We start from the raw sequence: 16,145 nt of genomic DNA, 5'->3' as shown, positions 1-16,145 counted from the left end.
ACAGAATAACATTCGACTGATAGAAAAATTTATCAGTTACTATATTATCTATAGACATTAACTATCAGCAATAAATGTGGGATCTGCAATGAATATCCGTGACTTGGAATATCTGGTGGCTCTAGCTGAGCATAAACATTTTCGTCGTGCGGCAGATTCTTGCCATGTGAGTCAACCAACATTAAGTGGTCAAATTCGCAAACTTGAAGATGAACTTGGTGTGATGTTGCTTGAAAGAACTAGCCGTAAGGTTCTATTTACTCAACAAGGTTTGTTGCTGGTGGATCAAGCGAAAACCGTTTTACGTGAAGTCAAAGTGCTACAAGAAATGGCTTCATTGCAAGGCGAAAGTATGGCAGGGCCTTTACATATTGGGCTTATTCCTACTGTTGGCCCTTATTTATTGCCTCATATCATTCCTGAATTACATAAAAACTACCCTAAGTTAGAGATGTATCTTCATGAAGCTCAAACTCATAGCTTATTAGCTCAATTAGATAGCGGAAAGCTTGATTGTGCAATTCTAGCAATGGTCAAAGAGAGTGCGCCGTTTATTGAAGTGCCTCTATTTGAAGAGCCCATGAAATTGGCAATTTATGAAGAGCATCCATGGCATGAACGTGAGTCTGTGCCGATGGGCGACTTAGCGGGTCAGCGTTTATTAATGTTAGAAGATGGGCACTGTTTACGCGACCAAGCGTTAGGGTTCTGCTTCCAAGCGGGTGCTAAAGAAGATACACATTTTAGAGCAACGAGTTTAGAGACTTTGCGTAATATGGTCGCTGCTGGTAGCGGAATAACCTTATTACCTGATTTATCGGTACCTCAAGAACAAAAACGTGATGGGGTTTGTTATCTAGAATGTACTGATCCCAATCCATCACGTTCTATTATTTTGGTTTATCGTCCCGGATCGCCTTTGCGTAATCGTTATGAACAGTTAGCGGAGACAATCCGTGAACATATGACCGCATTTTATGCAGAAAAACAAAACGCATTAAAATAAGCGATTTAAACCATTAAGTGCAGCAACTCGGTAGGCTTCTGCCATTGTTGGATAGTTGAAGGTTGTATTAACGAAATATTCGATAGTATTACCTTCACCTTTTTGTTCCATAATCGCTTGGCCGATATGAATAATTTCAGCCGCACGCTCACCAAAACAGTGAATACCTAAAATCTGCTTGGTTTCACGGTGGAAGAGAATTTTCAAACTCCCTACATTCATGCCCGCAATTTGCGCTCTTGCTAGATGTTTAAATTGAGAACGACCCACTTCATAAGGAATTTTCATTGCAGTGAGTTGTTGCTCTGTTTTACCAACAGAACTAATTTCAGGAATGGTGTAGATCCCTGTCGGAATATCTTCAATTAAATGTGTTTCTGATTTTCCGGTTGTGATCGCCAAAGCTGCAATTCGACCTTGATCATAAGCGGCTGAAGCCAGACTTGGGTAGCCAATGACATCACCGACTGCATAAATATGTTCACAACTGGTCTGGTAATGTGCATTAACAGAAACTTGTCCACGACTATCTGTTTTAATACCCACGTTTTCTAAGCCAAGTGTGTCTGTATTTCCTGTTCGACCATTCGCATAGAGTAGGCAATCTGCTTTGACTTTTTTACCTGATTTTAAGTGAACAATCACACCATCATCGACACCTTCAATACTTTCATATTCTTCATTATGACGAATAACAATGCCGTTATTCCAGAAGTGATAAGAAAGTGCATCAGACATCTCTTGATCAAGAAAAGACAATAGGTGATCACGAGTATTAATTAAGTCTACTTTTACTCTTAATCCTCTAAAAATAGAGGCATATTCACAACCAATGACACCAGCACCATAAATAATGACATGCTGAGGTTCATGCTCTAAATCGAGAATAGTGTCACTGTTATAAATACGAGAATGAGAGAAATCGACATCTGGTGGACAATAAGGTCGCGAGCCTGTTGCAATAATAAAGTTATCTGCTGAAAGAATATCGCAAGTACCATCAGGATAACGCACACTGATCCTGTGCTCATCAATAAACGCAGCTTCACCCGAATACATTGTACAATTATTACGCTCGTAGAAACCTTGACGCATTTTAGTCTGCTGACTAATTACGGTACTAGCTTGGCGAAGTATCTGAGAAAAAGAGGAGTTAATAAGACGAGATTGGTCACTGTAAAGCGGGTTTTGATTAAACTCTATAATACGACTTACTGCGTGACGTAGAGCTTTTGAAGGAATGGTTCCCCAGTGAGTACAGCCGCCACCGACTTTGTTATAACGTTCTATAACTGCGACGCGCTTTCCTTGTTTAACAAGCCCCATGGCCGCGCCTTCACCGCCAGGACCTGAACCGATCACAATTGCATCGAAATGAGAATGTTGCATAGGAAGAGACCTGTTTTATACAAACCGACAACGCTATATTAACATTAGAATGAATAATAGCCCAATTGACATTAAGGGCATTAGTCACACTTTGTTGAGTTTTTATGAGAATGTGTCTTGAGAGATGATTGTACGCACTGCTTTTTTAACAAAGTTTGATATATTGAGTATAAACCAAATTAGGATTATCAGGATTTCTGTGAGTAATAATATTGGCGTCAGAGCTAAACAAAAAGAAAAAACCCGTCGCTCTTTAATTGAAGCTGCTTTTAGCCAACTCAGTGCCGAGCGTAGCTTTACAAGTCTAAGTTTACGAGAAGTGGCTAGAGAAGCTGGTATTGCACCCACCTCATTTTATCGTCATTTTAAAGATGTTGATGAACTTGGGCTTACAATGGTTGATGAAAGTGGATTGATGTTACGCCAATTAATGCGCCAAGCACGTCAACGTATTGCGAAAGGTGGTAGTGTTATCAGAACATCCGTAGCTACTTTTATGGAATTTATTGGTAATAATCCTAATGCATTTCGATTATTACTTCGTGAACGTTCTGGGACTTCAGCTGAATTTCGTGCAGCTGTCGCACGAGAGATCCAACATTTTATTGCAGAACTGGCAGACTATCTTGAGCAAGAGAGCCACATGCCACGTTATTTTACAGAAATGCAATCTGAAGCAATGGTCACTATTGTATTTAGTGCAGGCGCAGAAGCACTGGATATCGATATTGAAAAGCGTCAACAATTAGAAGAAAGATTAGTTATACAACTGCGAATGATTGCTAAAGGTGCCTATTATTGGTATCGACGTGAGCAAGAAACGCAAATACCTCTACAAGATAACCCAGAGATAAAGAAAAAAACGCATCAGAAAGGAGATAAATGATGGAACAAAATCGCTGTGAAAAAAGCACGCTATTACTTGCTACAGTTATTGGTGTTGCTTTACATGGTACTTATTCAAGCCTTTTTAACCCGTTTATTGAGACGTGGTCAGTTTTTCCACTTATTAGTTTAATCTTGGCAGTTTACTGTTTATATCAGCGCTATTTAAATCAACCTATGACCGATGGTATGCCTAAGCTGATTTTTTCATTCTTTTTATTAGGTTTCTTCGGTTATAACGCTTACACCAGAACCGTTAACCCTGAATGGGGTTCAAATTTCTTCTCTTCAGTTTGTATCGTTATTGTTGCGTTGTGGATTTATCGTCAGTTCAAACAGCGTCAACGCCTACGTATACAGGCAGAAGAAGCTGAAAGAGCATCACAAGCAGAACAGTACTAGTCTGTACTTATCTCTTTGTTGTAAACACAGCGAAATTTTGACACCAGCAAGTTATCTTGCTGGTGTTTTTGTTTTTATTTGTGCTATTGGAGGTTTTTTATCTATAACAAATAAAATAAGCAGTTATCTTTTTTCTAATAACACGCCACATTCCATATGGTGGGTGTATGGGAACTGATCAAATAAAGCTAATTTACTGATTTTATGTGTTTTAATTAGCGTTTCTAAATTCTGGCACAGTGTTTCTGGGTTACAAGAAATGTATAAAACACTAGGGTAACTTTTAACCAACTCTACAGTTTTCTCGTCTAAACCACTACGAGGTGGGTCAACAAAAATGGTTTCACACTGGTAATCTTTTAAATCAATCCCTTCTAGGCGCTTAAATTCCCTTACTCCATTCATTGCTTGAGTAAAATCTTCTGCAGACATACGAATAATCTTTACATTATCAATATGGTTCATCGCAATATTATATTGCGCGGCATAAACAGAAGGCTTGGCTATTTCTGTTGCCAGCACGCGATCAAAATTACGTGCAAGCGCTAATGAAAAGTTACCGTTACCGCAATACAGCTCAAGCAGATCGCCTTTTGCATTTTCTGTTGCCTTTAATGCCCATTCCAACATTTTAATATTGACCTGTGCATTAGGTTGCGTGAAGCTATTTTCAACTTGGCGATAAATCATCTCTTTGCCAGCAACGGGTAGCACTTCATCAATAAAATCGTTATCAAGCATAATTTTTGTTTTATATGCACGACCGATTAATTGCACATCAAAACCTTGAGCAATTAATGATTGGCGTAATGTCATTGCTTCTTGTTGCCAAGTTTCATCAATTTTCTTGTGATAAAGCAGTGAGACAATAATTTTATTACTCAATGTAGAAAGATAATCTATCTGAAACAGTTTCTTTCTGAGTGTCGGTTTATCTTTTATTTCTGCTAACAAGGCTGCCATCATTTTATTAATAAGCTGGCTGGCAACCGGAAATTGATCAACGCGAATACGCTGTTTAGTCTCTTGGTCAAACATAATATGATAAAGAGAATCTTCTTCATGCCAGATACGGAATTCCGCACGCATACGATAATGCTGTTCTGGTGATGAAAAAACCTCTGCTTCAGGCGCATTAAAAGGAGCCATCATCGTTTGTAGACGTTGTGTTTTTTCATTCAGTTGAGACTGATATGTTTGCGTTGGTAATGAATTCTGCATGGTATCTCGCCTTTTTTTTGGCAGTAATAAAGTTAAGCGAGCGAAATTGTAGAGATCCTCATGAAGATGTCCAGTATTCTTCATGTTCAATTTCTGGACTCAATGGATTTGAAATCGTAGCATAGTTATTCGGTCTCCTAATAGGAGTGAAAAGGGAATCTGGTGCAAAGCCAGAACTGACGCGCAGCGGTAATAGGATCAAGGATAATAAAAGACACTGCAAAGCACTTATATAAGTGTAGTGGGAAGTCATTATCTTAAAGACATAAATTTGTTGCTTTAACCTAAAGTCCGAAGACCTGCCGAAGACCTGTCGCATATTAAATTAAATACGCGCTTTATTTAATTTTGGCGGCATCCTGCTACTTATTCTGTTGGATGCAGATTATTCATGAATAATAAAAATGTTTTTTTCATTTCGAGTCTTGCTTTGGGTGTAATGGCAAGTAGTTTTAGTACATTTGCAGATAACAACAATACATTAAGTGTGACTGCAAATCGTTTCCAAGAACCTAGCTCTTCTATTTTAGCGCCAATGACGATAGTTGAACGCGAGCAAATAGAGCGTTGGCAAAGTAATAGTGTCCTTGATGTATTGCGCCGATTGCCGGGTATTGATGTGGGGCAAAATGGTGGAATAGGGCAACAAAGCTCAATATTTGTGAGAGGTACAAATTCAAACCATGTTCTCATTTTAGTAGACGGTGTGCGTTTAAATCAGGCTAATGTATCTGGTAGTTCCGATATTAGCCAAATTCCCCTTTCTCTTGTTCAACGTATTGAATATATAAGAGGGCCTCGCTCTTCGGTTTATGGATCTGATGCAATTGGTGGGGTAATTAATATTCTAACTGAAAGAGAAAACGAAGGTGGTACTCTCAATGCCACAATGGGTTCTCATGGTTATCAAGAATATGATGGCTCTGTAAAACAAAAAATCGGTGATAAAACAACACTAACGGCGGCAGGTAGTTATCTCTATACCAAAGGCTATGATGTAGAAGCGAGAGGTAATACAGGAGGGCATCCTCAACCTGATCGTGATGGTTTTATGAATAAGTCACTATGGTTAGGCGTTAATCACGATATAAATGATAACGTTTCTTTATTTGCACGGGCTTATGGTTTTGATAATCGTACGGCTTATGATGCTGAGCCAGATTATAACGATAATACCATTATTACTGATACTCGCGCACTGTTTAGCCGCACTTATGATGCAGGTATGCAATTTCATCGCGATAACTATTCTTCTTCTTTAAATACTAGCTATAACTACACCAAAGATTATGACTATGATCCTCGTTATGGTCGCTATGGTAAAGGAAGCCGTTTTACCAACTCTGAACAATATAATGTACAGTGGGGAAATCACCTTTTATTAGAGAATGGCAGTATTGGTGGTGGTGTTGATTGGCAACGTCAATCCATTAAAGCGGGCTCCAATGGATTTCCTAATAAAGAACAATTCGACAATACGGGCTTATATCTAACAGGGCAGCAAAAATTAGGCGAAATTATAGCTGAAGCTTCTGTGCGTTCTGATAAGCATTCAGAGTATGGCTGGCATACTACTTGGCAAACTAACCTAGGTTGGGAGTTTGTTGATGGTTATCGTGTGATTGGTGGTTATGGTACAGCATTTAAAGCACCGACACTGATGCAACTTTATAGTGAATGGGGAAGTAATCCAGATTTACAACCTGAAGAGAGCAAACAGTGGGAAGGGGGATTTGAAGGGTTAACGGGACCTTTATCATGGCGATTAACCGCATATAGAAACCGAATTAATAATCTTATCCAGTCAGATCCTCATCAAGGTTGGAAAAATCATAATATTGGCGAGGCATTAATTAAAGGTGCAGAATTTACAGGGGAAATGGATACAGGTATTTTCCATCACACTTTTAATTACCAATATATAGATGCAAGAAATGATGAAACACATCAACGCCTTGATCGCCGAGCTCGTCAGCAAGTGAAATATCAGCTTGATTGGCAGGTCGAAAAATTAGATATGGGAGTGACATACCAATATATTGGTCAACGTACTGATAAAGAGTACGATCCTTCAACTTATTCATCAAAACCTATTTCTTTAGGTGGTGTGAGTATTTGGGATTTAACTGCTTCATATCCTATTACATCACATCTCTCAATTCGTGGTAGAATAGCCAACCTGTTTGATAAAGATTATGAGACAGCTTATGGCTATCGCACGCCAGGACGAGAATACTTCCTCACAGGAAGTTACAACTTCTGATGCACTATCTACCGCTAACCCTACTGTATTAGTTTTTGATTCAGGGGTTGGCGGTTTATCTGTTTATCGTGAGATCCGTGAAAAACTACCGGAGGCTCACTATATCTATGTTTTCGATAATGAAGCTTTCCCTTATGGTGAAAAATCACAAGAGTTTATTATTGACCGTGTTGTTCGAATAGTTAGCGCGGTTGCTGAAAAACATGATATCGCTACAATTGTTATTGCTTGTAATACAGCAAGTACAGTAAGTCTTCCTGCTTTACGCGCCAAGTTTACAGAGATCCCTATTGTGGGGGTTGTTCCGGCTATTAAGCCTGCAGCTAAATTAACGTGTAATGGCGTAGTTGGATTATTAGCGACAAGAGCGACAGTTAAACGTCCTTATACCCACGAACTTATTGAACGCTTTGCGACTGATTGCAAAGTTCACTCTTTAGGTTCGGCTGAGCTGGTGGAATTGGCAGAAAGAAAACTTCATGGTGAAGAGGTTTCTTTAGATGAGCTTCGCAAAATCCTTACACCTTGGCTAAAAATGAAAGAGCCACCAGATACCGTGGTATTAGGTTGCACTCATTTCCCTTTATTAGCGGATGAACTTCTTTCTGTTTTACCTGATGGCACACGAATTATCGATTCTGGCGCTGCAATTGCACGAAGAACTGCGTGGTTGGTCGTAAATCAAGCGAAAATAAAAGGTTCAAATGAAATTAGCTTCGCTTATTGCTTAAAAGAAGATGAGAATAGCGAATTACTAAAACCTGTTTTAGCAAGTTTTGGTTTCGAATCGCTCAGAAAATTGGCGCTTTAAGTGCAATTTGATTGAAAATCCAACGGTCAGTAAAAAAACTCAAAAAAAGTGTTGCCAGCTTCACAAAACTCCCTATAATGCGCCCTCGTTGTCACGGCAAACCACGCTAAGTGAGTTAGCCGAGAGAACGAAGAAAAAAAGTGAAAAGCCTTATAAATAAACGCTTGACACTGAATGAGGAAGATGTAGAATGCACCTCCTCGCAACAACGCAGAAGACCGGAGACGGCAGCGAATGTTGCACTGCTCTTTAACAAATTATCAGACAATCTGTGTGGGCACTCGCAGAGACGATATCTTCTAAAATATTAGATGTATCAAGTCTTGAAGAGTGAACAACAAAAGTAAATTCATTTATGAATAGCTGAGTTTTCGATTTCTTTGAGCATCAAACACTTTTAATTGAAGAGTTTGATCATGGCTCAGATTGAACGCTGGCGGCAGGCCTAACACATGCAAGTCGAGCGGTAACAGAGGAAAGCTTGCTTTCTTGCTGACGAGCGGCGGACGGGTGAGTAATGTATGGGGATCTGCCCGATAGAGGGGGATAACTACTGGAAACGGTGGCTAATACCGCATGACGTCTACGGACCAAAGCAGGGGCTCTTCGGACCTTGCGCTATCGGATGAACCCATATGGGATTAGCTAGTAGGTGAGGTAATGGCTCACCTAGGCGACGATCTCTAGCTGGTCTGAGAGGATGATCAGCCACACTGGGACTGAGACACGGCCCAGACTCCTACGGGAGGCAGCAGTGGGGAATATTGCACAATGGGCGCAAGCCTGATGCAGCCATGCCGCGTGTATGAAGAAGGCCTTAGGGTTGTAAAGTACTTTCAGCGGGGAGGAAGGTGTTAAGATTAATACTCTTAGCAATTGACGTTACCCGCAGAAGAAGCACCGGCTAACTCCGTGCCAGCAGCCGCGGTAATACGGAGGGTGCAAGCGTTAATCGGAATTACTGGGCGTAAAGCGCACGCAGGCGGTCAATTAAGTCAGATGTGAAAGCCCCGAGCTTAACTTGGGAATTGCATCTGAAACTGGTTGGCTAGAGTCTTGTAGAGGGGGGTAGAATTCCACGTGTAGCGGTGAAATGCGTAGAGATGTGGAGGAATACCGGTGGCGAAGGCGGCCCCCTGGACAAAGACTGACGCTCAGGTGCGAAAGCGTGGGGAGCAAACAGGATTAGATACCCTGGTAGTCCACGCTGTAAACGATGTCGATTTAGAGGTTGTGGTCTTGAACCGTGGCTTCTGGAGCTAACGCGTTAAATCGACCGCCTGGGGAGTACGGCCGCAAGGTTAAAACTCAAATGAATTGACGGGGGCCCGCACAAGCGGTGGAGCATGTGGTTTAATTCGATGCAACGCGAAGAACCTTACCTACTCTTGACATCCAGAGAATCCTTTAGAGATAGAGGAGTGCCTTCGGGAACTCTGAGACAGGTGCTGCATGGCTGTCGTCAGCTCGTGTTGTGAAATGTTGGGTTAAGTCCCGCAACGAGCGCAACCCTTATCCTTTGTTGCCAGCGCGTAATGGCGGGAACTCAAAGGAGACTGCCGGTGATAAACCGGAGGAAGGTGGGGATGACGTCAAGTCATCATGGCCCTTACGAGTAGGGCTACACACGTGCTACAATGGCAGATACAAAGAGAAGCGACCTCGCGAGAGCAAGCGGAACTCATAAAGTCTGTCGTAGTCCGGATTGGAGTCTGCAACTCGACTCCATGAAGTCGGAATCGCTAGTAATCGTAGATCAGAATGCTACGGTGAATACGTTCCCGGGCCTTGTACACACCGCCCGTCACACCATGGGAGTGGGTTGCAAAAGAAGTAGGTAGCTTAACCTTCGGGAGGGCGCTTACCACTTTGTGATTCATGACTGGGGTGAAGTCGTAACAAGGTAACCGTAGGGGAACCTGCGGTTGGATCACCTCCTTACCTAAGAGATACGTGTTATGTGTAGTGCTCACACAGATTGTCTGATGAAGAACGAGCAAAAGCGCGTCTGCGAAGCTGACTGAAGTCCCCTTCGTCTAGAGGCCTAGGACACCGCCCTTTCACGGCGGTAACAGGGGTTCGAATCCCCTAGGGGACGCCAATTGCGCGGTATGAGTGAAAGGCGTACCACACTATGTCTGATGAAAGTCAGAGAATAGTTAAGATAATTCGCATGAGTTATTTTACCTATTATGCTCTTTAACAATCTGGAACAAGCTGAAAAATTGAAAACAAATCAATATATCACCGAGGTATATTGATGAGTCTCTCAAAATCTCAAATCTGAAAGTACTCTTCAGAAAGAGGATATGCGAGCAAAATGATTTCAAGGCGGACAGCGCACAGCAAGCGGAGCATACTCAAAGTATGTGAGCATTGCGAGCACTGCCCAACGTCGAAATCATGAAGCGCAGCAATCCGTTTTAGAAGACACCTTCGGGTTGTGAGGTTAAGCGAATAAGCGTACACGGTGGATGCCTAGGCAATCAGAGGCGATGAAGGACGTGCTAATCTGCGATAAGCGTCGGTAAGGTGATATGAACCGCTATACCCGACGATTTCCGAATGGGGAAACCCAATATCCAATGGATATTATCATGACGTGAATACATAGCGTCATGAAGCGAACCGGGAGAACTGAAACATCTCAGTACCCCGAGGAAAAGAAATCAACCGAGATTCCCCTAGTAGCGGCGAGCGAACGGGGAACAGCCCAGAGTCTTAATCAATAGCAGCGTCAGGAGAACGGTCTGGAAAGTCCGGCAGTAAAGGGTGATAGCCCCGTATCTGAAGATGCTGTTATTGTGAACTCGACGAGTAGGGCGGGACACGTGTTATCCTGTCTGAATATGGGGGGGACCATCCTCCAAGGCTAAATACTCCTGATTGACCGATAGTGAACCAGTACCGTGAGGGAAAGGCGAAAAGAACCCCGGCGAGGGGAGTGAAAAAGAACCTGAAACCGTGTACGTACAAGCAGTAGGAGCCCCACCACTAAGCTAGTGGTGAACTCACAGCGATTCTTTTGCATGATAATGTGCGGTAGACGGAGCGAATGCGACGTTCAACCAACAAAAATCAAGCAGAGGAGGCTTAGTGGTGGGGTGACTGCGTACCTTTTGTATAATGGGTCAGCGACTTATATTCTGTAGCAAGGTTAACCGTATAGGGGAGCCGTAGGGAAACCGAGTCTTAACTGGGCGAATGAGTTGCAGGGTATAGACCCGAAACCCGGTGATCTATCCATGGGCAGGTTGAAGGTTGGGTAACACTAACTGGAGGACCGAACCGACTAATGTTGAAAAATTAGCGGATGACTTGTGGATGGGGGTGAAAGGCCAATCAAACCGGGAGATAGCTGGTTCTCCCCGAAAGCTATTTAGGTAGCGCCTCGTGAACTCATCTTCGGGGGTAGAGCACTGTTTCGACTAGGGGGTCATCCCGACTTACCAACTCGATGCAAACTGCGAATACCGAAGAATGTTATCACGGGAGACACACGGCGGGTGCTAACGTCCGTCGTGAAGAGGGAAACAACCCAGACCGCCAGCTAAGGTCCCAAAGTCATGGTTAAGTGGGAAACGAAGTGGGAAGGCTCAGACAGCCAGGATGTTGGCTTAGAAGCAGCCATCATTTAAAGAAAGCGTAATAGCTCACTGGTCGAGTCGGCCCGCGCGGAAGATGTAACGGGGCTAAACCATGCACCGAAGCTGCGGCAGCGACACTTATGTGTTGTTGGGTAGGGGAGCGTTCTGTAAGCCTGCGAAGGTGTGCTGTGAGGCATGCTGGAGGTATCAGAAGTGCGAATGCTGACATAAGTAACGATAATGCGGGTGAAAAAAACCCGCACGCCGGAAGACCAAGGGTTCCTGTCCAACGTTAATCGGGGCAGGGTGAGTCGACCCCTAAGGCGAGGCTGAAAAGCGTAGTCGATGGGAAACGGGTTAATATTCCCGTACTGGTGGTAACTGCGATGGGGGAACGGAGAAGGCTAGGTTGTCCGGGCGACGGTCGTCCCGGTTCAAGCATGTAGGCAGAGTGATTAGGCAAATCCGGTCACTTAATGCTGAGGTGTGATGACGAGCCACTAAGGTGGTGAAGCAATTGATGCCCTGCTTCCAGGAAAAGCCTCTAAGCTTCAGGTTACCAACAATCGTACCCCAAACCGACACAGGTGGTCAGGTAGAGAATACTCAGGCGCTTGAGAGAACTCGGGTGAAGGAACTAGGCAAAATGGTGCCGTAACTTCGGGAGAAGGCACGCTGGCGGTAAGTGAAGTCCCTTGCGGACGGAGCCGAAGCCAGTCGAAGATACCAGCTGGCTGCAACTGTTTATTAAAAACACAGCACTGTGCAAACACGAAAGTGGACGTATACGGTGTGACGCCTGCCCGGTGCTGGAAGGTTAATTGATGGGGTTATCCTTAGGGAGAAGCTCTTGATCGAAGCCCCAGTAAACGGCGGCCGTAACTATAACGGTCCTAAGGTAGCGAAATTCCTTGTCGGGTAAGTTCCGACCTGCACGAATGGCGTAATGATGGCCAGGCTGTCTCCACCCGAGACTCAGTGAAATTGAACTCGCTGTGAAGATGCAGTGTACCCGCGGCAAGACGGAAAGACCCCGTGAACCTTTACTATAGCTTGACACTGAACATTGAGCCTTGATGTGTAGGATAGGTGGGAGACTATGAAGTGTGGACGCCAGTCTGCATGGAGTCAACCTTGAAATACCACCCTTTAACGTTTGATGTTCTAACCTAGGTCCATAATCTGGATCGGGGACCGTGTCTGGTGGGTAGTTTGACTGGGGCGGTCTCCTCCTAAAGAGTAACGGAGGAGCACGAAGGTTGGCTAAGCATGGTCGGACATCATGCGGTTAGTGCAAAGGCATAAGCCAGCTTGACTGTGAGAGTGACGGCTCGAGCAGGTACGAAAGTAGGTCTTAGTGATCCGGTGGTTCTGAATGGAAGGGCCATCGCTCAACGGATAAAAAGGTACTCCGGGGATAACAGGCTGATACCGCCCAAGAGTTCATATCGACGGCGGTGTTTGGCACCTCGATGTCGGCTCATCACATCCTGGGGCTGAAGTAGGTCCCAAGGGTATGGCTGTTCGCCATTTAAAGTGGTACGCGAGCTGGGTTTAGAACGTCGTGAGACAGTTCGGTCCCTATCTCGCCGTGGGCGTTGGAAGATTGAGAGGGGTTGCTCCTAGTACGAGAGGACCGGAGTGAACGCACCACTGGTGTTCGGGTTGTCATGCCAATGGCATTGCCCGGTAGCTAAGTGCGGAAGAGATAACCGCTGAAAGCATCTAAGCGGGAAACTTGCCTCGAGATGAGTCTTCCCTGTCACCTTGAGTGACCTAAAGGAACGTTTAAGACTAAGACGTTGATAGGCTGGGTGTGTAAGCGTAGCGATACGTTGAGCTAACCAGTACTAATGAACCGTGAGGCTTAACCTGACAACACCGAAGGTGTTTTGTCTGAGAGACAAACAGTAGATGAAGTAAGCTTGTTTAAGATTGATATTGCTGGCGACTGACCGAAAGGAAAGAAGCGGGTGATAAAACAGAATTTGCTTGGCGGCCATAGCGCAGCGGACCCACCTGAAACCATGCCGAACTCAGAAGTGAAACGTTGTAGCGCCGATGGTAGTGTGGGGCCTCCCCATGTGAGAGTAGGGAACTGCCAGGCATCAAATTTAGGCTGTGTCAGCCGGTGACAATAAGCCACTAGTGCTGATATGGCTCAGTTGGTAGAGCACACCCTTGGTAAGGGTGAGGTCCCCAGTTCGAATCTGGGTATCAGCACCATAAAAAATTAATTATAACTACATAAACAGATAGTTATAAAAACAGAATTTGCTTGGCGGCCATAGCGCAGCGGACCCACCTGAATCCATGCCGAACTCAGAAGTGAAACGTTGTAGCGCCGATGGTAGTGTGGGGCCTCCCCATGTGAGAGTAGGGAACTGCCAGGCATTAAATAAGACGAGAAAGCCAACCCATAGGGTTGGCTTTTTTGCATTCTAAGACATCTGAATTACAGATGTAATATCTCCGCTCTGATCACCTATCACTTTGCTATCCTCAGCGATGCTTGGCTGTTAAACTAAGCCATCAGCTAAATGAGGTAGACTTTCATGAAAGAATCGGTTTCATTGCAAGCATTTAATACATTTGGTTTGAGAGCAAAAGCTCACCAAATAGAAACTGCAAATAATAAAGATGAGCTTTGTGCATATTGGCAAAATGCCCATGAACAGAAATTGCCCACTCTTATTCTAGGCGGCGGTAGCAACGTACTATTTACAGAAGATTTTAATGGTATTGTTATTCGCAATTGTATTGCTGGTATTGAAATTACTGAAGATGAGCAATATTGGTCTGTTCATGTTGGTGCAGGCGAAAATTGGCATGCACTTATTGAATTTCTGTTAGAAAAAAATATCTATGGACTAGAAAATTTAGCGCTGATCCCCGGAAATGTAGGTTCAGCACCAATACAAAATATCGGTGCTTATGGCAAAGAATTAAAAGATGTTTGCGCTTATGTTGATATAGTTGAATTAACTACAGGTCATATTCATCGATTATCTAATGATGAATGCCAGTTTGGTTACCGCGATAGTATTTTCAAGCATCACTACCAACAAGGCTTTGCCATTATTGCTGTAGGCTTACAGCTTAGCAAAAAATGGGAGCCTATTCTTACCTATGGCGATTTATCAAAATTATCATTAGAAACAGTAACACCAAAAGATGTGTTTGGATCTGTGTGCTCTATGAGAACGAGCAAACTACCAGATCCTACCATAACCGGTAATGCAGGTAGTTTTTTCAAGAATCCAATTGTTGATATTCGTATTGCACAACATTTAAAAGCAGAATATCCCTTCTGTCCGCAATATGTTCAACAAGATGGTGTAAAGCTTGCCGCAGGTTGGCTGATTGATCAATGTGGTCTTAAAGGCCATCAGATTGGTGGTGCTGCTGTTCATATGAAGCAAGCACTTGTTCTTATCAATAAAGATGGCCTAGCTACAGGCAAAGACGTTGTTAATTTAGCTGCATATATACGTCAAAAAGTCTTCGAGCGCTTCGGTGTGCAATTAGAGCCAGAAGTCCGTTTTATTGGCCAATATGGCGAAATCAATGCAGTGGACGCTATTTCATGAAAGAAACACCAACTCCCTTATTATTAATTGAAATTCTTGCTGACGGAAATATCCATTCAGGAGAGCAACTAGGCGAAAGCTTAGGAATGACACGCGCAGGTATTAATAAACATATTCAGACATTGCGTAGTTGGGGTATCGATGTTCAAACTGTCGCAGGAAAAGGCTATCAATTAGATGCTCCTATGAATTTGTTAAATACGGATAGTGTAAACAAAAACATCAAAGGTGAGCCTGCTAGCGTTATTCCCGTTATAGATTCTACAAACCAGTATTTGATACAACGTATTAGCGAATTAAAATCGGGTGATGTCTGTATTGCTGAATACCAGTCGGCTGGACGAGGTCGAAGAGGGCGCCAATGGATTTCACCTTTTGGTAGAAATTTATACTTGAGTATGTATTGGAAACTCGATCAAGGGCCTGCTGCTGCGATAGGGCTAAGTTTGGTTGTCGGTGTTATTATGGCTGAGGTATTACAAAAGCTTGGCGCAGATGGTGTTAAAGTTAAATGGCCAAACGATCTCTATTTAAATGATAAAAAACTTTCCGGTATTCTTGTTGAGTTAACAGGAAAAACAGGTGATGTTGCTCATATTGTCACGGGTATTGGTATCAATATTGCGATGAGTAAAAATCAAACTGAAGCCATTAACCAGCAATGGATTAATTTAGAGCAAGTTGGTATTAAAATTGATAGGAATGAACTTGCTTGTGAAATTACTAATGCACTAAGGGAAGCATTTGTTCAGTTTGAAAAACAAGGGTTATCTGTGTTTATCGAGCGTTGGAAACGTTTAGATAACTTTATGGATCGCCGAGTGAAGCTTATTATTGGTGAAAAAGAGATCTTTGGTATTGCTAAAGGCATCAATGATCAAGGTGCATTACTTTTGGAACAAGATGGAAAAATTATACCTTATATAGGTGGCGAAATTTCACTGAGAAGTGCATCGTAATGCTTTAAACTGCATCGAACATCTAAAACTAA

Annotated in this window: 9 protein-coding genes, 2 tRNA genes, 4 rRNA genes and 1 riboswitch; of the genes, 13 read left to right on the top strand and 2 right to left on the bottom strand. The window is 43.2% G+C overall.

Going from position 1 to position 16,145, the window contains the following annotated elements:
* The first annotated feature begins 88 nt into the window (after positions 1 to 88).
* The gene (oxyR, locus tag GTK47_RS01635) at positions 89 to 1,006 is read left to right on the top strand and encodes a DNA-binding transcriptional regulator OxyR (protein ID WP_165121911.1); all 918 of its coding nucleotides are present in this window, start codon (positions 89 to 91) and stop codon (positions 1,004 to 1,006) included.
* Here the strand turns inward: oxyR and sthA are convergent.
* A complete protein-coding gene (sthA, locus tag GTK47_RS01630; RefSeq protein WP_165121910.1) occupies positions 998 to 2,395 on the bottom strand; it encodes a Si-specific NAD(P)(+) transhydrogenase in 1,398 nt (465 codons plus the stop codon). The two genes, oxyR and sthA, sit on opposite strands and share 9 nt — an antisense overlap.
* Before the next feature lie 199 nt (positions 2,396 to 2,594).
* Here sthA and fabR point away from each other — a divergent pair, with 199 nt between their 5' ends.
* The gene (gene fabR / locus GTK47_RS01625) at positions 2,595 to 3,281 is read left to right on the top strand and encodes an HTH-type transcriptional repressor FabR (RefSeq protein WP_165121909.1); all 687 of its coding nucleotides are present in this window, start codon (positions 2,595 to 2,597) and stop codon (positions 3,279 to 3,281) included.
* Complete coding sequence (locus GTK47_RS01620; RefSeq protein ID WP_165126430.1) at positions 3,281 to 3,682, top strand: YijD family membrane protein; 402 nt, start codon at positions 3,281 to 3,283, stop codon at positions 3,680 to 3,682. Before fabR ends, GTK47_RS01620 begins: the two co-directional genes overlap by 1 nt.
* Positions 3,683 to 3,805: 123 nt before the next feature.
* Here the strand turns inward: GTK47_RS01620 and trmA are convergent, their stop codons facing one another.
* Positions 3,806 to 4,903, bottom strand: a complete 1,098-nt coding sequence (gene trmA / locus GTK47_RS01615) for a tRNA (uridine(54)-C5)-methyltransferase TrmA (protein WP_165121908.1) — start codon at positions 4,901 to 4,903, stop codon at positions 3,806 to 3,808.
* 113 nt (positions 4,904 to 5,016) lie between these two features.
* Positions 5,017 to 5,225: riboswitch (cobalamin riboswitch) on the top strand.
* 69 nt (positions 5,226 to 5,294) lie between these two features.
* Between trmA and btuB the strand changes: the two genes are divergently transcribed.
* From btuB to birA, 10 genes are all read left to right on the top strand, one after another.
* Positions 5,295 to 7,166: a TonB-dependent vitamin B12 receptor BtuB gene (gene btuB / locus GTK47_RS01610; RefSeq protein ID WP_165121907.1), complete on the top strand. Its 1,872-nt coding sequence runs from the start codon at positions 5,295 to 5,297 to the stop codon at positions 7,164 to 7,166.
* Entirely contained in the window at positions 7,111 to 7,977 is an 867-nt protein-coding gene (gene murI, locus GTK47_RS01605; RefSeq protein ID WP_165121906.1) for a glutamate racemase, read from the top strand. The genes btuB and murI overlap by 56 nt, the downstream gene beginning before the upstream one ends.
* A 398-nt stretch (positions 7,978 to 8,375) precedes the next feature.
* Positions 8,376 to 9,918: ribosomal RNA gene (locus GTK47_RS01600) — 16S ribosomal RNA — on the top strand.
* A gap of 84 nt (positions 9,919 to 10,002) precedes the next feature.
* Positions 10,003 to 10,078, top strand: a tRNA-Glu gene (locus GTK47_RS01595).
* A gap of 346 nt (positions 10,079 to 10,424) precedes the next feature.
* Positions 10,425 to 13,439 (top strand): 23S ribosomal RNA (locus GTK47_RS01590).
* Between the two features lie 116 nt (positions 13,440 to 13,555).
* Positions 13,556 to 13,671, top strand: a 5S ribosomal RNA gene (gene rrf / locus GTK47_RS01585).
* 43 nt (positions 13,672 to 13,714) lie between these two features.
* Positions 13,715 to 13,790: transfer RNA gene (locus GTK47_RS01580), tRNA-Thr, on the top strand.
* Positions 13,791 to 13,841: 51 nt separating this feature from the next.
* Positions 13,842 to 13,957, top strand: a 5S ribosomal RNA gene (gene rrf, locus GTK47_RS01575).
* The 16S, 23S and 5S rRNA genes sit together here with 2 tRNA genes alongside, the layout of an rRNA operon.
* 162 nt (positions 13,958 to 14,119) lie before the next feature.
* Positions 14,120 to 15,154, top strand: coding sequence for a UDP-N-acetylmuramate dehydrogenase (gene murB / locus GTK47_RS01570; RefSeq protein ID WP_165121905.1), 1,035 nt, complete (start codon positions 14,120 to 14,122; stop codon positions 15,152 to 15,154).
* The gene (gene birA / locus GTK47_RS01565; RefSeq protein WP_165121904.1) at positions 15,151 to 16,113 is read left to right on the top strand and encodes a bifunctional biotin--[acetyl-CoA-carboxylase] ligase/biotin operon repressor BirA; all 963 of its coding nucleotides are present in this window, start codon (positions 15,151 to 15,153) and stop codon (positions 16,111 to 16,113) included. Before murB ends, birA begins: the two co-directional genes overlap by 4 nt.
* Positions 16,114 to 16,145: the final 32 nt, after the last annotated feature.

This window comes from Proteus sp. ZN5 (assembly GCF_011046025.1).
Classification (GTDB): Bacteria; Pseudomonadota; Gammaproteobacteria; order Enterobacterales; family Enterobacteriaceae; genus Proteus.
The sequence above is the reverse complement of the archived record's forward strand: the minus strand, read 5'-3'. Positions and strand labels throughout refer to the sequence as shown.

What these genes read in the sequence shown, in the direction of transcription:
- oxyR (WP_165121911.1), top strand. Translation starts at nt 89, where the DNA reads ATGAATATCCGTGACTTGGAATATCTGGTGGCTCTAGCTGAGCATAAA.
- sthA (WP_165121910.1), bottom strand. Translation starts at nt 2,395, where the DNA reads ATGCAACATTCTCATTTCGATGCAATTGTGATCGGTTCAGGTCCTGGC.
- GTK47_RS01620 (WP_165126430.1), top strand. Translation starts at nt 3,281, where the DNA reads ATGGAACAAAATCGCTGTGAAAAAAGCACGCTATTACTTGCTACAGTT.
- trmA (WP_165121908.1), bottom strand. Translation starts at nt 4,903, where the DNA reads ATGCAGAATTCATTACCAACGCAAACATATCAGTCTCAACTGAATGAA.
- btuB (WP_165121907.1), top strand. Translation starts at nt 5,295, where the DNA reads ATGAATAATAAAAATGTTTTTTTCATTTCGAGTCTTGCTTTGGGTGTA.
- murI (WP_165121906.1), top strand. Translation starts at nt 7,111, where the DNA reads ATGGCTATCGCACGCCAGGACGAGAATACTTCCTCACAGGAAGTTACA.
- murB (WP_165121905.1), top strand. Translation starts at nt 14,120, where the DNA reads ATGAAAGAATCGGTTTCATTGCAAGCATTTAATACATTTGGTTTGAGA.
- birA (WP_165121904.1), top strand. Translation starts at nt 15,151, where the DNA reads ATGAAAGAAACACCAACTCCCTTATTATTAATTGAAATTCTTGCTGAC.